Source organism: Geobacter pickeringii (assembly GCF_000817955.1).
Taxonomy (GTDB): domain Bacteria; phylum Desulfobacterota; class Desulfuromonadia; order Geobacterales; family Geobacteraceae; genus Geobacter; species Geobacter pickeringii.
On record NZ_CP009788.1, the window covers coordinates 727,109 to 746,446 of the forward strand.

Here is a 19,338-nt window from a genome sequence, read left to right on the forward strand (position 1 = left end):
AAAAAGATGAGAGATATCATTACCCTTGGTTGCACTGAATGCAAACAGCGTAACTACACGACGACCAAGAACAAGAAGAATACGCCCCAAAAGCTTGAGTTCAAAAAGTACTGCCGCTTCTGCCGCACTCACACCATTCACAAGGAAACCAAGTAGGTTTGCCGTTTGTGGCGGGGGTGTGCCAGGCGCATTTCTGTCCATCCATGCAGGCCAGTAGCTCTAATGGCTAGAGCACCGGTCTCCAAAACCGGGTGTTGGGGGTTCGAGTCCCTCCTGGCCTGCCATTTTATAGACAGTTGCGGAGTTCACAGCGTGATCACCAAAGTAAAAGAGTTTCTCGCGGAAGTGAAGGCTGAGCTGGGCAAGGTGACGTGGCCGTCTCGCAAGGAGACTATTTCGACAACATGGGTCGTAGTAGCCATCGTCTTTCTTATCTCTATTTACCTTGGTGCCTGTGATGTGGTGCTTGCCAAGGTGATGCGCTTCATTCTCGGCTAAAAGGTATTTCTCATGGCGAAAAGATGGTACGGGGTACACACCTACTCCGGCTTTGAAAATAAAGTCAGGCTGACGCTTCAGGAGCGGATCAAGAACCTGGGTCTTGAAGAGATGTTCGGCGAAGTGCTCATTCCGTCCGAAACGGTGGTGGAGCTCAAGAAGGGGGAGAAGAAGACCTCTTCAAGAAAATTTTTTCCAGGCTATATCCTCGTCAACATGGAACTCAATGACGAGACGTGGCACGTGGTCAAGGAAACATCCAAGGTAACCGGATTTGTTGGCGGGAATAACCCGTTTGTCATTCCTGACGAAGAGGTTCAGAAGATTACCCGCCGGATGGAAGAAGGGGCAGAAAAACCGCGTCCGAAGGTGCTGTTCGAGGTTGGTGAGACGGTTCGGGTGGTTGATGGTCCGTTTCTCAACTTTTCCGGGGTGGTTGAGGATGTAAAGCCCGACAAGGGTAAGCTGAGGGTGATGGTCAGTATTTTTGGTCGTGCCACCCCTGTGGAGCTTGAGTTCATGCAGGTCGAGAAACAGTAAGTAGCGCTTTGGATCTGCTGACTGATATACGAAATTCTTTAATATTCGAGTAGTGCAAGGAGTTAAAGCAATGGCCAAGAAAATCACGGGTTACATCAAGCTGCAGATCCCGGCCGGGAAGGCTAACCCCTCTCCTCCGATCGGTCCGGCACTGGGTCAGCACGGCGTAAATATCATGGAGTTCTGTAAAGCGTTTAACGCAAAGACCCAGGCGGATGAAGGGACTATCATCCCGGTGGTTATCACCGTGTACGCGGACCGCTCGTTCACCTTCATCACTAAGACGCCTCCGATGTCTATTCTTATCAAGAAGATGCTCGGTATCGAGAGCGGTTCGAGCACACCGAACAAGAACAAAGTCGGCAAGCTCACGAAGGCTCAAGTGAAGGAGATCGCCGAGAAGAAAATGCCGGATCTCAATGCGGCATCTCTCGAGACCGCCATGAAGACGGTCGAAGGGACCGCCCGCAGCATGGGCGTTGAAATAGTTCAATAAGAGAAAGGGTGGAGAGAGATGCCGAAGACTGCCAATAAGTACAAAGAGGCCCTGGCCAAGATTGACAGGAGCAGGAGCTACGGTCTCGCGGAAGGCATAGAGAGCGTCAAGGCTGTCGCGTACGCTAAATTTGACGAGACTGTTGAGGTCGCCGTTCGCCTTGGGGTCGACCCCCGCCATGCTGATCAGATGGTGCGTGGCGCTGTCGTTCTTCCGAACGGTCTCGGGAAAGACGTTCGCGTTCTGGTTTTTGCCAAGGGCGAGAAGGAGAAGGAGGCCCGGGACGCGGGTGCAGACCTGGTCGGCGCTGAAGATCTGGTCACCAAGATTCAGGAAGGGTGGTTCGAGTTCGATACCGCCATTGCAACTCCTGACATGATGGGCCTCGTCGGCAAGATTGGTAAACTCCTTGGCCCCCGTGGACTCATGCCAAACCCCAAGGTTGGAACGGTAACCTTTGACGTGGGGCGTGCTGTTAAGGAATGCAAGGCCGGTAAGGTCGAGTTCCGCGTTGAGAAGGCCGGTATCGTTCATGCTCCGGTTGGCAAAGTTTCGTTTGATGCCGACAAGCTTAAGGAAAACCTCCTTGCACTTGTCGAAGCCCTGGTGAAGGCGAAGCCGTCGGCCGCCAAGGGCACGTATCTGAAGAAGATCAGCATTTCGTCCACCATGGGACCTGGCCTCAACCTCGATATTTCAGAGGTCCAATCCAAGTTGATATAAAACCAGAGCAGCAAGCCAAAGTCAGAGACAGCAGGCGTCCCGTCAACGAAGCCGGGGCTTAAAAGCTTTGCAGCCTGCCGAGACTTGAGGTGGTGACTGAAACAGGTTGTTTCTGCGCTCCCCGACTTTGGCTGAAGGGTCCATGACCCAAAAAACCAAAAGAAAGGAGGAAGGCGCTTGAACAGAGAGAACAAGCAACAGCAAGTAAGCGAACTGCACGACAAACTCACCCGTGCTAATGCGGTATTTCTTGCCGATTTCCGCGGCATGAGCGTCGAGCAGGCAACGACGTTGCGTAATGAGTTGCGTGCCGCGTCTGTTGAGTACAAGGTCGTCAAGAATACGTTGCTTGAACTGGCGTCAAAGGGGACTGACAAGGAGTCACTCTCCCCCCATTACGCCGGTCCGACAGCGGTTGCGTTCAGTTATGACGATCCGGTCGCCGCAGCAAAAGTGCTCTCGAAGTTTGCCAAGTCACAACCCAACACCTTCAAGCTTAAAGCTGGTGTGCTCACCGGCAAGGCGATTGGCGTCGCGGATATCCAGGCATTGGCCGATCTGCCGAGCCGCGAGGTTCTGCTCGCGAAACTTCTCGGCACGATCAACGCACCGGTTGCCAACTTCGTGGGCGTTCTTGCCGCGGTTCCGGGCAGTTTCGTGCGTGCCCTTGACGCCGTTAGAGCGAAGAAGGCGGGCAACTAGCTTACACTTATCTCAGCAAACAGAACAACAATTAATGGAGGAATAAAGAAATGGCAGAAATCACCAAAGCCGATGTTGTCAGCTTCATCGAAAATATGACGGTTCTCGAACTTGCTGAGCTCGTAAAGGAGCTCGAAGACAAGTTCGGCGTTTCCGCAGCCGCTCCCGTTGCTGTTGCCGCTGCTGCTCCCGTTGCTGGCGCTGCTGAAGCTGCCGAAGAGAAGACTGAATTCGATATCATCCTCAAGAGCGCCGGGGCGAACAAGATCGCTGTCATCAAGGTTGTTCGCGCTCTTACCGGCTTGGGCCTGAAGGAAGCCAAGGATCTTGTCGACGGTGCTCCGAAGCCTGTCAAGACCGGCGTTTCCAAAGAAGAGGCTGAAGAGGCCAAGAAGCAACTCGTCGAGTCCGGCGCTGAAGTCGAGATTAAGTAAGCACTGACCCCCCTTTAGCATGACAGCCAAGGTCGCCGCGCGCGGCCTTGGCTCTTCTATTTTCGTTGCGGTGGTGAGTTGTTATGCTCCGCAGCGATTCAATAAAGCGTACTAATTCCAGTGGGTTGAGGGTTAGGCCGGCCTTCGCCAAAGGAGAATATATGGCTTATTCAATTGCGAATAACCAACTGCTGCGCAAGAACTTCGCTAAGATTCACAAGATTATCGACATTCCCAATCTGATTGATATTCAGAAAAATTCCTATAAACGGTTTCTGCAACTCGATACACCACCTGAAGTACGTAAGAACAGCGGGCTTGAGGCGGTATTTAAGAGCGTGTTTCCCATCAGGGACTTCAGTGAGACCGCATCGCTCGAATATGTTTCCTATACACTGGGCGCTCCAAAGTATGACGTGGAGGAGTGCCACCAGCGCGGGATGACTTTTGCCGCACCGATGAAGGTGAAAGTTCGCCTTGTTGTCTGGGACGTCAACAAGGAAACCTCCGTTCGGTCCATCAAGGACATCAAGGAGCAGGAAGTCTACTTTGGTGAGATTCCGCTCATGACGGACAACGGGACGTTTATCATAAATGGCACTGAGCGAGTTATCGTCAGCCAGCTTCACCGTTCACCCGGTGTTTTTTACGATCACGACAAAGGAAAGACCCACTCCAGCGGCAAGGTTCTCTATTCCGCGCGGGTGATACCATATCGCGGCTCCTGGTTGGACTTCGAGTTCGATCACAAGGACATTCTGTTTGTTCGCATCGACCGGCGTCGCAAGATGCCGGCAACGGTACTCCTCAAGGCCCTTGGCTATTCAGTGGAGGAGCTCCTCAACTATTTCTACCGGAGCGAGGAAGTCTTCGTTTCCGCGGAAAGCATGACGAAAAAAGCTGACGCGGAACTGCTTTCGAGCCAAAAAGCGTCGGTCGACATCGCCGACCCCAAGACTGGCGAGGTCATCGTCAAAGCCAACCGCAAGTTCACCAAGGCGGCAATCCGCAAGATGGCTGAACACGGGATTGTACAGATTCCGATAAACGTCGATGAGATCGTCGGGAAATTTGTCTCCACGGACATCGTTGATCCTTCCACCGGTGAAGTCATCGTCGAGTGCAACGACGAGATAACCCAGGGCAAGCTCGACGATATCAAGGCGCGGGGGATCGAGTCCTTCAAGATCCTGTTCATTGATAACGTTCATGTTACGTCGTCGCTGCGCGACACGCTTCTCGTTGACAAGATCGGCTCTACCGATGATGCCCTGATCGAAATTTACCGCAGGCTGCGCCCCGGCGATCCGCCGACGCTGAAAAGCGCTCAGGCTCTTTTCGATAACCTGTTCTTCAATGCCGAGCGTTACGATCTTTCGGCCGTGGGCCGACTCAAGCTCAATTTCAAGCTTGGGGTGGATGTTCCTCTCGAGACGCAGACCCTGACCAGACCCGACGTCCTTGAGGTTGTTCGCTATCTGATCGACCTCAAAAACGGCAAGGGTACCATCGACGACATCGACCACCTCGGCAACCGCCGCGTGCGGGCCGTGGGAGAATTGCTGGAGAACCAGTACCGGATCGGCCTTGTTCGGATGGAGCGGGCGATCAAGGAGCGGATGAGCCTCCAGGAAGTCGAAAATCTGATGCCGCACGACCTGATCAACTCCAAGCCGGTTTCGGCAGTGGTGAAGGAGTTCTTCGGCTCGTCACAGCTTTCACAGTTCATGGACCAGACCAACCCGCTTTCCGAGGTTACCCATAAGCGGCGTCTCTCGGCTCTGGGCCCGGGCGGACTCACGCGGGAGCGCGCCGGTTTCGAGGTCCGCGACGTTCACCCAACCCACTATGGCCGCGTCTGCCCGATTGAGACCCCGGAGGGTCCGAACATCGGCCTCATCGCGTCGCTCTCCACATACGCACGCATCAACGAGCACGGCTTCGTTGAAACGCCGTACCGCATCGTGAAGGAAGGAAGGGTTACCGATGAAGTCCGTTTCTTCTCTGCGTTGGAAGAAGAGGGGCACGCCATAGCCCAGGCCAACGCCGAGATGGATGCCGACGGGCGGTTCCAGAACGATTACGTTTCGGCACGCAAGGGCGGTGAGTTTGTACTCGTTGGTCGTGACGAGCTTGAGCTCATGGACGTTGCGCCGATGCAGCTGGTGTCCGTTGCCGCATCGCTGATTCCGTTCCTTGAGAACGACGACGCAAACCGGGCGCTGATGGGATCAAACATGCAACGCCAGGCGGTGCCGCTTCTCAAGGCTGATTCCCCCCTCGTCGGAACCGGCATGGAGCGGGTGGTGGCGAAGGACTCGGGGGTGTCGGTCGTTGCTCGCCATAATGGTGTCGTCGAATCGGTCGACGCTTCCCGGATCGTTGTCAAAATCGATGAAGATGAGCACGACGAGACGGGGACCGGTGTTGACATTTACAACCTGATCAAATTCGCCCGTTCTAACCAGAATACCTGCATCAACCAGCGGCCGGTCGTGAAAGTCGGCGACCATGTCACCCGTGGTGATGTCATTGCCGATGGTCCGTCCACCGATATGGGCGAGCTCGCCCTCGGGCAGAACGTCGTGGTTGCCTTCATGCCGTGGGGGGGCTACAACTTCGAGGACTCGATCCTCGTCTCCGAGAAGCTCGTCAAGGATGACCGCTACACCTCGATCCACATCGAAGAGTTCGAGTGCGTGGCACGGGACACGAAGCTGGGCAAGGAAGAAATTACGTCCGACATCCCGAACCTTGGTGAAGAGGCCCTAAAGGACCTCGACGAGTCCGGCATTATCCGGATCGGTGCCGAGGTCAAACCGGGCGATATTCTGGTCGGCAAGATTACGCCGAAGGGCGAAACCCAGCTCTCCCCCGAGGAAAAGCTTCTCCGGGCCATTTTTGGCGAGAAGGCCGGGGATGTCCGCGATACCTCGCTGCGGGTACCCCCCGGTGTCGAGGGAACCATCATCGGTGCCAAGATCTTCTCGCGCAAGGGAAGTGACAAGGATGCCCGGACCGAGATCATTGAGCGCGCCGAGGAAGAAAAACTGCGCAAGGACGAGCAGGACGAAATCCGGATCATCCGCGATTCCGCCGTTGGCAAGCTGAAGAAGCTTCTGATCGGAAAAAAAGCTGCGGTCAAGGTTGAGGACAAGGCAGGCAGGGCAGTCATCTCCAAGGGGACTGCAATTACCGAAGATGCTCTCTCTGCCATTCCGGTCGACCGGTGGGACGAAATATCCGTTGCCGATGGAGAGGGCGTGGACGAGAAAGTCGCCCTGATCCTCACCACACTCCAGCAGCAGATTGACATAATTCGCTACGTCTTCGACGATAAGGTTCAGAAGCTCAAGCGTGGAGACGATCTGCCGCCGGGAGTCATCAAGATGGTGAAGGTTTACATCGCCATCAAGCGCAAGCTCCAAGTCGGCGACAAGATGGCGGGACGGCACGGTAACAAGGGGGTCGTTTCCCGGATTCTCCCTGAGGAAGATATGCCGTACATGGAAGATGGACGACCTGTTGAGATCGTTCTGAACCCCCTCGGCGTTCCATCCCGTATGAACGTTGGCCAGATTCTTGAGACCCATCTCGGCTGGGCGGCCAAGGGGATCGGCTGGAGAATCGAGGAGATGCTCGAGAAGAATTCTCCGGCCAATCAGGTGAAGGGGTATCTCAAGGATGTCTATGGTACGCCGGAGATGAATAAGTTCCTCGAAGGCCTTGCTGAAGAGGAACTGCTTCTGGTGGCCAAGCGCCTTCAGCGGGGCGTTGCCATGGCGTCGCCGGTCTTTGAGGGTGCCGCCGAAGAGCAGATCCATGAGATGCTGGCCAAGGCAGGCTTCGACGCATCCGCACAGGTTACCCTCTTTGACGGAAAGACCGGCGAGTCGTTCAAGCACAAAGTAACGGTTGGCGTCATGTACGTTCTCAAGCTTCACCACTTGGTCGACGATAAGATCCACGCCCGTTCGATCGGTCCCTACAGTCTTGTGACCCAGCAGCCGCTGGGGGGTAAGGCCCAGTTCGGTGGTCAGCGACTCGGAGAGATGGAGGTCTGGGCAATGGAGGCGTATGGAGCCGCCTATGCCCTCCAGGAATTCCTTACGGTAAAGTCAGACGACGTCGCGGGGAGAACCCGAATGTACGAGGCGATCGTTAAAGGTAAGCACACCCTGGAGCCTGGTTTGCCTGAATCGTTCAACGTCCTGATAAAGGAACTTCAGTCGCTTTGTCTCGACGTGGAGCTTCTGGAAAACGACGAAGAGTAATTGCCGCCGCCGGGGCGGCAGCGTCCCGGCATCGATGGCACACGGTGAAAGTTACAGATAACCACTCCTAGACAGAGGAGGATTAGAAATTGGAAGATTTTTTCAACTTTTACGATAAACCCAAGGATCCGCTCCACTTTTCATCCATCCGCATCTCCGTCTCCTCGCCGGAGAAGATTCGCGAACGTTCGTTCGGCGAGGTGAAAAAGCCCGAGACAATCAACTATCGCACCTTTAAGCCCGAGCGCGATGGTCTGTTCTGTGCCAAGATCTTTGGCCCCACCAAGGATTACGAGTGCAACTGCGGAAAATACAAACGGATGAAGCACCGCGGCATCGTCTGTGAAAAGTGCGGCGTCGAGGTGATTCCGTCCAAGGTCCGTCGCGAACGGCTTGGTCATATCGACCTTGCCACCCCGGTGGCCCATATCTGGTTTCTAAAGTCGCTCCCTTCGCGCATTGGTAACCTCCTCGACATTTCACTGAAGGATTTGGAGAAGGTTCTCTATTTTGAGGCCTATGCCGTGACCGATCCGAAAGATACCGGCATGACGGCTTGTGAAGTGCTTTCCGAGGACCGCTACCTGAAGGCGATGGAGGAGTACGGCGGCCAATTCGAGGCGGGCATGGGGGCAGCCGCCATCCGCGACTGCCTCAAGGGACTTGATCTCGACCAACTGGCTGAGCAGCTTCGCCAGGAAATGGTGGAGGCCACAAGCGAGGCGAAGCGCAAGAAGACCGCCAAGCGACTCAAGGTTGTAGAGGCGTTCAAGGAGTCGGGTAACCGTCCGGAATGGATGATCCTTGAATGCATCCCGGTTCTTCCCCCGGAGCTCCGTCCGCTTGTTCCCCTCGACGGCGGGCGCTTTGCCACCTCTGACTTGAACGATCTCTACCGCCGGGTCATAAACCGTAACAACCGCCTCAAGCGGCTCATGGAGCTCCAGGCTCCCGAGGTCATCATCCGCAACGAGAAGCGGATGCTCCAGGAGGCCGTCGACGCGCTCTTTGACAACGGTCGTCGTGGTCGTGCCATCGCCGGCCCCAACAAGCGCCCGCTCAAGTCGCTTTCCGACATGCTGAAAGGCAAGTCAGGACGCTTCCGTCAGAACCTGCTCGGTAAGCGGGTTGACTACTCCGGGCGTTCGGTTATCGTCGTCGGTCCCGAACTCCGGCTCCACCAGTGCGGTCTTCCCAAAAAGATGGCGCTGGAACTCTTCAAACCGTTCATTTACAACAAGCTCGAGGAAAAGGGCTACGTAACCACCATCAAGAGTGCAAAAAAGATGGTGGAGAAAGAGCGCCCCGAGGTGTGGGATGTTCTCGAAGAGGTGATCAAGGAACACCCGGTACTCTTGAACCGAGCCCCGACCCTTCACCGCCTCGGTATCCAGGCCTTCGAGCCGGTCCTAATCGAGGGGAAGGCAATCCAGCTGCATCCCCTGGTCTGTACTGCATTCAACGCGGACTTCGACGGTGACCAGATGGCAGTTCACCTCCCGCTCTCCATTGAAAGCCAGGTCGAGGCGCGGGTGCTCATGATGAGTACCAACAACATCCTTTCACCGGCCCACGGCAAGCCGATTATTGTCCCGTCCCAGGACATGGTTCTCGGCATTTACTACATGACACGCGAGCGTCACTTCGCCAAAGGGGAGGGGAAGATTTTCTCCTCACCCGAGGAAGTGCGGATTGCCTATGATGCCGGTGAGGTCGACCTTCAGGCCCGGATAACCGTCCGCATCAAGAACCTGGTGTCTGATGAGAAGCCGGAGTTGGTCGATGCCACGACCGGACGTGTCCTCCTTCGCGACATTTTGCCGGATGCGGTGCCGTTCTCGGCAATCAACAAGGTGATGAGCAAGAAGGAGCTTTCGAACCTCGTCGACGTCTGCTACCGCCTTGCCGGAAACAAGGAGACCGTCATTCTGGCCGACCGTCTCAAGGAGACCGGTTTCCGCTATTCGACGCTTGCCGGCATTTCGATCTGCATGAACGACATGGTCATCCCAGAAGGGAAAGCGGCCATCATCGATAGGGCTACCGAGGAGGTCAAGGAGATCCAGAATCAGTACACCGAGGGTCTCATCACCGACGGAGAGCGCTACAACAAGGTTATCGACATCTGGGCAAAATCGACGGAAGAAATTGCCCGCGAGATGCTTGACAACCTGTCGAAGGATACGGTTAATTCCCCTGACGGGAAAGAGGTGAAGGTCCCCTCCTTCAACGCAATTCACATGATGGCCGATTCTGGAGCCCGGGGCTCTGCCCAGCAGATTCGCCAGCTGGCAGGGATGCGGGGCCTCATGGCCAAGCCGTCCGGGGAGATCATCGAGACCCCGATCACCGCGAACTTCCGGGAAGGTCTTAACGTTCTTCAGTACTTCATCTCTACCCACGGTGCCCGGAAGGGCCTTGCCGATACCGCGCTCAAGACCGCCAACTCCGGATATCTTACTCGCCGGCTCGTCGATGTCGCGCAGGACGCCATCATCACTGAGGACGACTGCGGGACCCTTGATGGGCTCACGGTGTCTTCTCTCACCGAGGGAGGTGAGGTGATCGAGCATATCGGTGACCGCATCCTTGGCCGTGTAACCCTCGACGATGTCCTTGATCCTGTTACCGGTGAGGTTCTGGTTCCTACCAATACTGAAATCGACGAAAATCTCGTCAAGAAAATTGAGGATGCGGGTCTCGAGCGGGTCAAGATCCGTTCAGTTCTTACCTGTCAGAGCCGGCGTGGCATCTGTGCCAAGTGTTACGGTCGCGACCTGGCACGAGGGCATCTGGTCAATCTCGGCGAGGCTGTCGGTGTTATTGCAGCACAGTCCATTGGAGAGCCGGGTACCCAGCTCACCATGCGGACGTTCCACATCGGTGGTACGGCCTCCCGGCACGCCGAGCAGACTTCGCTCGAAGCGCGAACCGAGGGTCGCATCAAGTTTATCAATATCAATAGCGTTGTGAATGTTGATGGTCATCACATTGTCATGAACCGCAACGGTGAGCTGGCTATTGTGGACGAAACGGGACGCGAGCGGGAGAAGTATGCCGTAGTCTATGGCGCCAAGATCAAGATTGGTCCCGATCAGCCGGTCAAGCCGGGAGAAACGCTTGCCGAATGGGATCCGTACACCATGCCGATTCTCACCGAGGTGTCGGGCCGTATCAAGTTCGGCGACATCGTTGAAGGTGTAACGATGGAGGAGCAGCTTGACGAGGTCACGGGTCTGTCCCGTAAGGTCATCGTCGAGTCGCGGGACGCCGACAAAAGGCCGCGGATCGCCATTAAAGATGAGTCTGGCAAGACGATTAAGATCGGCGAAAGTTCAATGGGACGGTATTACCTCCCTGTGGGCGCCAACATCTCCGTTCAGGAGGACTCGTTCGTCAACGCCGGTGACGTCATCGCGAAAATTCCGCGCGAGACGACCAAGACGAAGGACATCACCGGCGGTCTTCCGCGGGTTGCAGAACTCTTCGAGGCCCGCAAGCCGAAGGACTTCGCCGTTATCTCCGAGATTGACGGTGTGGTGACCTTTGGAAAGGACGCGAAAGGGAAGCGCAAGGTGGTTGTGACCCCTGAGATCGGCGAACCGAAGGAATATCTCATTCCCAAAGGCAAGCATATCAGTGTGCATGAAAACGATTACGTCCGTGCGGGAGAGCCGCTCATGGATGGATCGTCGAACCCTCATGATATTCTGCGGGTCCTGGGGCTGAAGGAGCTTGCCAAGTATCTCGTGGACGAGGTCCAGGAGGTGTATCGTCTTCAGGGTGTCAAGATCAATGACAAGCATATAGAAACTATTGTCCGCCAGATGCTGCGTCGCGTACGGATCAAGGATGTGGGAGACACCAGCTTCCTGATAGATGATCAGCTTGAGCGTTGGGCGTTTGAGGAGGAGAATGATAAAGTGCTGGCCAAGGGGGGGCGTCCGGCTATTGCCGAGCCGTTGCTTCTTGGCATCACGAAAGCATCGCTCTCGACGGAGTCTTTCATCTCGGCGGCTTCATTCCAGGAGACGACAAAAGTGTTGACACAGGCAGCCATCGAGGGTAAGGTGGACAGCCTTCGCGGCCTGAAGGAAAATGTCATTATGGGCCGTCTCATCCCTGCTGGGACTGGGCTTTCGCGGTACCGGAATCTGAAGCTCGTCGTAGACCAGTCCGAAGTGGTGGTTCCCGCTTCCCCGCCTCCGGTCGAGATTGAAGAATACCCCGAGATAGATGATGACGGTGATGAGTAGGTAGGGGGGGGAGGGGGTCCAGCTCCCTCCTTTCTGCTGGCTGACGTAAAAAAAACTTGACAAGCCACTTGCTGGCTGTTATTTTTGTCGCTTCCGCGGGGAGAATGCATCCTCTGAAAAAGCGGTAACTGGGAGAAAGAGTGTATGCCTACAATTAATCAGCTGATCCGCATCGGCCGGGAGAGTAAGAAGGATAAGTCGACTGCGCCTGCCCTGAAGTGCTGTCCGCAGAAGCGCGGTGTGTGTACGAGGGTTTATACGACAACGCCAAAGAAGCCGAACTCGGCTCTGCGTAAGGTTGCTCGCGTGCGTCTTACAAACGGCATTGAGGTGACTTCGTATATTCCTGGTGTGGGTCATAACCTTCAGGAGCACTCTGTTGTGCTGATTCGTGGCGGGAGGGTTAAGGACCTTCCTGGTGTTCGTTATCATATTGTTCGTGGTACTCTGGATTCGGTCGGTGTGAAGGATCGTAAGAAGAGCCGTTCAAAGTATGGTGCGAAGAGGCCTAAGTAAAGAAGACTTTGTGAGAGGGTGCTATGCCGAGAAGACGTGAAGTTGCAAAGCGGGTTATTTTGCCTGATCCTAAATTTAATGATCGCATTGTTGCTAAGTTGATCAATGTGATAATGCTTGATGGTAAGAAGAGTACCGCTGAGCGGGCGCTGTATGGGGCGTTGGATCTGGCGTCTCAGCGTGCCGGCGAGGACGCGGTGAAGGTTCTTAAGAAGTGTCTTGATAATATCAAGCCGACGCTTGAGGTGAAGTCTCGCCGTGTGGGTGGTTCCACTTATCAGGTTCCGGTCGAAGTTCGCGCTGAGCGCCGCATGTCTCTCGCGATGCGTTGGCTCGTGAAGTATGCGAATGATCGTTCCGAGAAGACGGTTACGGATAAGCTTGCGGGTGAGATTTTGGATGCCTATAACAATCGCGGTGCTGCTGTGAAGAAGCGTGAAGATACGCACCGGATGGCTGAGGCAAACAGGGCGTTTGCGCACTACCGCTGGTAGTTTTATATAGGGTTAGTATAAGTATCTGGAGGATCTTGTGGCACGACTTGTACCGTTGGAGAAAACCCGGAATATTGGGATCATGGCGCATATTGACGCTGGTAAGACGACGACAACCGAGCGCATACTTTATTATACTGGTGTTACTCACAAGATTGGTGAAGTGCACGAGGGTGCCGCCACGATGGACTGGATGGAGCAGGAGCAGGAGCGTGGGATCACCATTACTTCTGCTGCTACTACCTGTAACTGGGGTGATCATCGGGTAAATATCATTGATACTCCGGGGCACGTTGATTTTACCATAGAGGTTGAGCGTTCTTTGCGTGTTCTTGATGGCGCTGTTGCCGTGTTTTGTTCTGTGGGTGGGGTTGAGCCGCAGTCTGAAACGGTGTGGCGTCAGGCGGACAAGTATCGTGTCCCGAGAATCGCTTTTGTTAATAAAATGGATCGCGTCGGTGCGGATTTCTTTCGCGGCGTATCCATGATTCGGGATCGACTCAAGGCGAACCCGGTACCGATTCAGTTGCCGATCGGCGCAGAAGACACGTATCGCGGTGTTGTTGATCTTGTCGAGATGAAGGCGATCGTGTGGGATGAGGAGTCCTTGGGGGCAAAGTTTCATGTTGAGGATGTTCCCGCTGACCTCGCTGAGCTTGCTCAGGAGTATCGTGAGAAGATGATTGAGGAGATCGCTTCCCATGATGACGTTCTTATGGAGAAATACCTTGGTGGTGAAGAGCTGACCAAAGAAGAAATAAAGGCTGCTATTCGGAATGCCACGATTGATATTCAGATTTGCCCTGTTATTTGCGGATCGGCATTCAAGAATAAGGGTGTTCAGAACCTGCTGGACGCTGTTATTGACTACCTCCCTTCGCCGGTTGACATTCCTGCAATCAAGGGTGTTGATGCGCGGAATGGTGATGAGATTGAGCGCAAGGCGTCGGACAGTGAACCGTTCTCTGCGCTGGCTTTCAAGATCATGACTGACCCTTTTGTTGGACAACTCTGCTTTATGAGGGTCTATTCCGGGGTGCTCAATTCTGGTTCGTATGTTTACAACTCCACTAAGGACAAGAAGGAGCGGATTGGTCGTCTCCTTAAGATGCACGCTAATAAGCGCGAAGAGATCAAGGAAGTGCTTGCCGGTGATATTGCTGCTGCAGTCGGTCTTAAGTACACGACAACTGGGGATACGCTTTGTCCTGAGGATGCTCCGGTAATTCTGGAGTCAATCGAGTTTCCTGAGCCGGTTATTGCCATTGCAATTGAGCCGAAGACCAAGGCTGATCAGGAAAAGCTTGGTATCAGTCTTCAGAAGCTTGCAAGTGAGGATCCGTCCTTCCGCGTGCGAACCGATGAGGAAACGGGCCAAACGATTATCTCTGGTATGGGTGAACTGCACTTGGAGATCATCGTTGATCGTCTCATGAGAGAGTTCAAGGTTGAGGCGAATGTTGGCAAGCCGCAGGTCGCTTATCGTGAGACGGTGACTAAGAAGGTGAAGGTTGAAGGGAAATTTGTTCGTCAGTCTGGTGGGCGTGGTCAGTATGGTCACGTATGGATTGAGATGGAGCCTCAGGAACCGGGCAAGGGATATGAGTTTGTTGATGCGATCAAGGGCGGTGTTGTCCCCCGTGAATATATCCCGGCAGTTGACAAGGGGATTCAAGAGGCTATGGATACCGGTGTGTTGGCTGGTTTTCCCTGTGTCGACTTCAAGGTTTCTCTTGTTGACGGCTCGTATCATGAAGTTGACTCTTCGGAAATGGCATTTAAGATCGCTGGCTCCATGGCTTTTAAAGAGGCGGCAGCTAAGGCCTCACCGGTACTTCTTGAACCCATTATGTCAGTTGAGGTGGTTGTTCCCGAAGAGTATATGGGCGACGTCATCGGCGATCTCAACTCACGCCGCGGTCGCATAATGGGCATGGAAGGCCGTGCTGGCGCTCAAGTTGTTGGCGCTATGGTTCCCCTTGCGCAGATGTTTGGGTATGCTACTGACCTCCGTTCCGCGACACAGGGACGTGCAACCTATACGATGGTTTTTGATCACTATGAGCAGGTACCGAAGTCGGTGTCTGAAGAGATAATTGCAAAAGTTAAAGGCTAATATTTCGCTGAGGGAGGAAATCCTAAATGGCAAAGGCAAAATTCGAGAGGAAGAAACCGCACGTCAACATAGGAACGATTGGTCACGTTGACCACGGCAAGACCACGCTGACCGCGGCCATCACCAAGGTTCTTGCGGAGCGCGGCCAAGCAGAGTTTCGTGCATTCGACCAGATCGACAATGCACCGGAAGAGCGTGAGCGTGGTATCACCATCGCCACCGCACACGTCGAATACGAAACCGAGAACCGTCACTATGCCCACGTTGACTGCCCGGGCCACGCCGACTACGTAAAGAACATGATCACCGGTGCGGCTCAGATGGACGGTGCCATCCTCGTTGTCTCCGCGGCTGACGGGCCGATGCCCCAGACCCGCGAGCACATCCTGCTTGCCCGCCAGGTAGGCGTTCCCTACATTGTCGTCTTCCTGAACAAGGCCGACATGGTTGACGACGAAGAGCTTCTGGAGCTCGTCGAGCTCGAGATCCGGGAACTGCTCTCCTCCTACGACTTCCCAGGCGACGATATCCCTATCATCAAGGGTTCCGCCCTCAAGGCCCTCAACGGCGACAAGGACGAGCTCGGCGAAGAGTCCGTGCTGAAGCTGATGGAAGCCGTCGACAACTACATCCCCGAGCCGGAGCGCGCCATCGACAAACCGTTCCTGATGCCGGTCGAGGACGTCTTCTCGATCTCCGGTCGCGGCACCGTCGCCACCGGCCGGGTTGAGCGCGGCATCGTCAAGGTGGGCGAAGAAGTCGAGATCGTCGGCATCAAGACCACCGTCAAGACCACTGTCACCGGTGTCGAGATGTTCCGCAAGCTCCTCGACGAAGGTCGCGCCGGCGACAACATCGGTGCTCTGCTGCGCGGCGTAAAGCGTGAAGACATTGAGCGCGGCCAGGTACTCGCGAAGCCGGGGAGCATCACCCCGCACACCAAGTTCAAGGCCGAGGCGTACATCCTGACCAAGGAAGAAGGTGGCCGTCACACCCCGTTCTTCAACGGGTATCGTCCGCAGTTCTACTTCCGGACCACCGACGTGACCGGCGTGGTAGACCTTCCTGCTGGCACCGAGATGGTCATGCCTGGCGACAACGTCGCCGTGACGGTCAACCTGATCACGCCGATCGCCATGGACGAAGGGCTTCGCTTCGCGATTCGCGAGGGTGGCCGTACTGTCGGCGCCGGGGTTGTTAGCTCGATTATCGAATAACGCAGTCGCGAGGACGAAATGCCAAGCCAAAAAATTAGAATCCGTCTGAAAGCTTTTGATCATAAATTGCTCGACCAATCGGTTGGTGAGATTGTCGACACTGCAAAGAGAACTGGTGCTCGTGTTGCTGGCCCAATTCCGCTTCCGACTGTCATTAATAAGTACTGCGTATTACGTGGACCGCACGTTGATAAAAAATCGCGCGAGCAGTTTGAGATTCGCACTCACAAGCGTCTGATCGACATCCTTGACCCCACGCAGCAGACGGTTGATGCTCTTATGAAACTCGACCTCTCTGCGGGTGTTGATGTGGAAATCAAGCTCTAACGAGAATTTAAGGATAGGGATTTCACCATGAAGAAGGGAATGATCGCAAAAAAACTGGGGATGACTCAGATATTCGCTGATGACGGGAAACGGATACCGGTGACCGTTGTTGAAGCGGGACCTTGTGTTGTTCTTCAGAAAAAGACCGTCGAATCCGACGGCTATAACGCAATTCAAGTCGGCTTCCAAGAGAAGGATGCCAATAAGGTGAATCGGTCTCTTGTTGGTCATTGCAAGAGTGCAGGCAAGGGTGCTTTTACGTTTCTGCGTGAGTTCCGGCTTGATGATGTTGATTCATATAACGTGGGCGATGTGATTAGCGCGGAAACGTTTCAACCTGGTGATTATGTTGATGTCACGGGAACCAGTATTGGCAAGGGTTTCCAAGGCGTTATGAAGCGTTGGGGTTTCAGAGGAGGACGGTCCTCCCATGGTTCTTGCTTCCACCGTGCACCTGGTTCTATCGGGAGTTCTGCGTATCCTTCGCGGGTATTCAAGAATAAGAAGATGCCGGGTCAACTCGGTAATGAACGGGTGACGGTTCAGCGGCTTCAGATCGTTCGTATTGATGCTGCAGACAATCTTATCCTTATTAGAGGAGCCATTCCTGGGGCGAAAAATGCGATCGTTCTGGTGAAGGATTCGGTTAAGGCCCGTTAGATAAGAGATTTACGGAGAGTACAATGGCCATCATTGATGTTTACAATATCGAAAAGAAAAAAGTTGGGGAGATGGAACTCAGCGATGTAGTGTTTAACACGGATGTCAAAGAGTATCTTATCCATGAAGCTATAAAGGTGCAGCTTGCTAACAGGCGTGCTGGAACGGTTGCTGTTAAGAACCGTGCGGCTGTGTCTGGTGGTGGAAAGAAGCCGTATCGTCAGAAGGGTACAGGCCAAGCTCGCCAAGGTTGCATTCGCGCACCCCATTATGTCGGTGGTGGTGTCGCGTTTGGACCTCAGCCGAAGAGTTATAACTTAAGCATGAACAAGAAGGCTCGTCGGGCTGCCGTTCGTTCGGCTCTTTCAATGCTTTACAAAGAGAACAAACTGGCAGTTGTTGATGCTATAGCTTTACCAGCTATTTCTACTAAAGGATTTGTCTCTGTGCTGAAGGCATTTGATCTTAGCAAGACCCTTGTGATTATCGATGAGCAGAACACAAATCTTGAGCTGTCAGCGCGTAATGTTAAAGATGTGAAGGTGCTCAAGGCAGATCACCTCAATGTTTTCGATATTGTAAAGTACAACAATGTCATCTTGACCCAGACAGCTGTTCGTAAGGTCGAAGGAGTGCTGCAGTCATGAACATCTATGATGTAATTAAGAAGCCCTTGATTACCGAAAAGACCACAATCGAAAAAGATACAAAGAATGTTGTTGCGTTTGTTGTAGATAGAAACGCAAACAAGATTGAGGTCAAAGAAGCGGTTGAGAAGCTTTTCAAAGTTGAGGTTGCTGAAGTAAATACTGTTAATATTGCTGGCAAAGTAAAGCGGGTTGGCAGGCAAGTCGGCAAGAGATCCAACTGGAAAAAAGCATACGTTACCCTTAAAGAAGAAAGTAACGTAGATTTCTTCGAAATATAATTTCGTAGCAGCGGAGTAAGAACTCATGGCGATTAAAACGTATAAACCGACATCGGCAGGACGCAGACATCAGACGTGTTCCTCCTTTGAAGAAATAACCTCCTCTAAGCCTGAGAAGTCACTTTTGGTTAAAGTGAAGAAGAGCGGTGGCCGGAATAACTTCGGTCGAATTACCGCTCGCCACATCGGTGGTGGCCACCGTCAGAAATATCGTATGGTTGATTTCCGCCGGAATAAGCTTGAGATTCCTGCAAAGGTGGCATCCATCGAGTATGACCCGAATCGGAGTGCCCGGATCGCACTGCTTAACTATGCTGACGGCGAGAAGCGTTATATTCTGGCACCGTCAGATTTGAAGGTCGGTGATGTCGTAGTCTCCAGTTCTAGTGCCGATATTAAGCCGGGAAATGCGTTGCCTCTTCGTGCTATACCACTTGGTACCATCATTCATAACATTGAATTGAAGATTGGAAAAGGTGGGCAACTGGCACGGAGCGCGGGGACCTTTGCGCAATTGATGGCGAAGGAAGGCAAGTATGCGCAGGTGAAACTTCCGTCGGGTGAAGTTCGCATGGTTCTTCTTGACTGCATTGCGACTATTGGTCAAGTTGGCAACCTTGATCATGAAAATGTTTCGCTTGGTAAGGCAGGCCGCTCCCGTTGGCTCGGTCGGCGTCCGAAGGTTCGGGGTGTTGCAATGAACCCTGTTGATCACCCCCACGGTGGTGGTGAAGGTAGAACCTCGGGAGGGCGCCATCCTGTTACTCCTTGGGGTATCCCTACGAAGGGTTACAAGACCCGGACGAATAAAACGTCTTCACGCTTTATCATCAAGAAACGTACTAAATAATACCTGCATTTAAAGGATTCAAACCATGGCACGCTCGATTAAGAAGGGCCCCTTTGTAGATGCTCACCTTGAAAAGAAGGTTGTTGCCGAAGGTCCTGGTTCAAAAAAAGTACTAAAGACATGGTCGCGTCGTTCTACGATAACTCCTGATTTTATCGGGCTGACGATTGCGGTTCATAATGGCAAGAAGTTTATCCCTGTGTTTGTTACCGAGAATATGGTCGGTCACAAACTCGGTGAATTTGCTCCGACGCGAACCTTTTACGGGCATGCTGCGGACAAGAAAAGCAAGCTGAAGAAGAAGTAA

The 19,338-nt window shown here is 53.8% G+C and carries 19 protein-coding genes and 1 tRNA gene; all 20 read left to right on the forward strand.

Going from position 1 to position 19,338, the window contains the following annotated elements; translation table 11 throughout:
• Positions 1 to 6: 6 nt before the first annotated feature.
• The gene (gene rpmG, locus GPICK_RS03255; protein ID WP_039740464.1) at positions 7 to 156 is read left to right on the forward strand and encodes a 50S ribosomal protein L33; all 150 of its coding nucleotides are present in this window, start codon (positions 7 to 9) and stop codon (positions 154 to 156) included.
• Between the two features lie 51 nt (positions 157 to 207).
• Positions 208 to 284, forward strand: a tRNA-Trp gene (locus GPICK_RS03260).
• A gap of 28 nt (positions 285 to 312) precedes the next feature.
• The gene (gene secE, locus GPICK_RS03265; RefSeq protein WP_039740465.1) at positions 313 to 498 is read left to right on the forward strand and encodes a preprotein translocase subunit SecE; all 186 of its coding nucleotides are present in this window, start codon (positions 313 to 315) and stop codon (positions 496 to 498) included.
• Positions 499 to 510: 12 nt separating this feature from the next.
• Complete coding sequence (nusG, locus tag GPICK_RS03270; RefSeq protein ID WP_039740466.1) at positions 511 to 1,038, forward strand: transcription termination/antitermination protein NusG; 528 nt, start codon at positions 511 to 513, stop codon at positions 1,036 to 1,038.
• A gap of 70 nt (positions 1,039 to 1,108) precedes the next feature.
• Complete coding sequence (gene rplK / locus GPICK_RS03275) at positions 1,109 to 1,534, forward strand: 50S ribosomal protein L11 (protein ID WP_039740467.1); 426 nt, start codon at positions 1,109 to 1,111, stop codon at positions 1,532 to 1,534.
• 18 nt (positions 1,535 to 1,552) lie between these two features.
• On the forward strand, positions 1,553 to 2,257 hold the full coding sequence (rplA, locus tag GPICK_RS03280; RefSeq protein WP_039740468.1) for a 50S ribosomal protein L1: 705 nt from the start codon (positions 1,553 to 1,555) through the stop codon (positions 2,255 to 2,257).
• Positions 2,258 to 2,434: 177 nt separating this feature from the next.
• Positions 2,435 to 2,959, forward strand: a complete 525-nt coding sequence (gene rplJ / locus GPICK_RS03285) for a 50S ribosomal protein L10 (protein ID WP_039740469.1) — start codon at positions 2,435 to 2,437, stop codon at positions 2,957 to 2,959.
• Positions 2,960 to 3,009: 50 nt separating this feature from the next.
• Entirely contained in the window at positions 3,010 to 3,393 is a 384-nt protein-coding gene (gene rplL / locus GPICK_RS03290) for a 50S ribosomal protein L7/L12 (protein WP_039740471.1), read from the forward strand.
• 161 nt (positions 3,394 to 3,554) lie between these two features.
• Entirely contained in the window at positions 3,555 to 7,667 is a 4,113-nt protein-coding gene (gene rpoB / locus GPICK_RS03295) for a DNA-directed RNA polymerase subunit beta (RefSeq protein WP_039740473.1), read from the forward strand.
• Positions 7,668 to 7,756: 89 nt separating this feature from the next.
• Positions 7,757 to 11,923 (forward strand): DNA-directed RNA polymerase subunit beta', encoded by a 4,167-nt coding sequence (rpoC, locus tag GPICK_RS03300; protein WP_039740474.1) that lies wholly within the window; start codon positions 7,757 to 7,759, stop codon positions 11,921 to 11,923.
• A gap of 144 nt (positions 11,924 to 12,067) precedes the next feature.
• Positions 12,068 to 12,439 carry a 30S ribosomal protein S12 gene (gene rpsL / locus GPICK_RS03305; RefSeq protein WP_012648698.1) on the forward strand — a complete coding sequence of 124 codons (372 nt, stop codon included), beginning with the start codon at positions 12,068 to 12,070 and terminating at the stop codon, positions 12,437 to 12,439.
• A gap of 23 nt (positions 12,440 to 12,462) precedes the next feature.
• On the forward strand, positions 12,463 to 12,933 hold the full coding sequence (gene rpsG, locus GPICK_RS03310; RefSeq protein ID WP_039740480.1) for a 30S ribosomal protein S7: 471 nt from the start codon (positions 12,463 to 12,465) through the stop codon (positions 12,931 to 12,933).
• 37 nt (positions 12,934 to 12,970) lie between these two features.
• The gene (gene fusA / locus GPICK_RS03315; RefSeq protein ID WP_039740482.1) at positions 12,971 to 15,049 is read left to right on the forward strand and encodes an elongation factor G; all 2,079 of its coding nucleotides are present in this window, start codon (positions 12,971 to 12,973) and stop codon (positions 15,047 to 15,049) included.
• A gap of 26 nt (positions 15,050 to 15,075) precedes the next feature.
• Entirely contained in the window at positions 15,076 to 16,266 is a 1,191-nt protein-coding gene (gene tuf / locus GPICK_RS03320; RefSeq protein WP_039740461.1) for an elongation factor Tu, read from the forward strand.
• Between the two features lie 18 nt (positions 16,267 to 16,284).
• Positions 16,285 to 16,593, forward strand: coding sequence for a 30S ribosomal protein S10 (gene rpsJ, locus GPICK_RS03325; protein ID WP_010943487.1), 309 nt, complete (start codon positions 16,285 to 16,287; stop codon positions 16,591 to 16,593).
• Between the two features lie 27 nt (positions 16,594 to 16,620).
• Positions 16,621 to 17,253 carry a 50S ribosomal protein L3 gene (gene rplC, locus GPICK_RS03330; protein ID WP_039740489.1) on the forward strand — a complete coding sequence of 211 codons (633 nt, stop codon included), beginning with the start codon at positions 16,621 to 16,623 and terminating at the stop codon, positions 17,251 to 17,253.
• Positions 17,254 to 17,276: 23 nt separating this feature from the next.
• On the forward strand, positions 17,277 to 17,900 hold the full coding sequence (gene rplD, locus GPICK_RS03335; protein ID WP_039740491.1) for a 50S ribosomal protein L4: 624 nt from the start codon (positions 17,277 to 17,279) through the stop codon (positions 17,898 to 17,900).
• Positions 17,897 to 18,181 (forward strand): 50S ribosomal protein L23, encoded by a 285-nt coding sequence (locus GPICK_RS03340; protein WP_039740495.1) that lies wholly within the window; start codon positions 17,897 to 17,899, stop codon positions 18,179 to 18,181. The genes rplD and GPICK_RS03340 overlap by 4 nt, the downstream gene beginning before the upstream one ends.
• Before the next feature lie 25 nt (positions 18,182 to 18,206).
• A complete protein-coding gene (gene rplB, locus GPICK_RS16810) occupies positions 18,207 to 19,031 on the forward strand; it encodes a 50S ribosomal protein L2 (protein ID WP_084201327.1) in 825 nt (274 codons plus the stop codon).
• 25 nt (positions 19,032 to 19,056) lie between these two features.
• The gene (rpsS, locus tag GPICK_RS03350) at positions 19,057 to 19,338 is read left to right on the forward strand and encodes a 30S ribosomal protein S19 (protein WP_039740499.1); all 282 of its coding nucleotides are present in this window, start codon (positions 19,057 to 19,059) and stop codon (positions 19,336 to 19,338) included.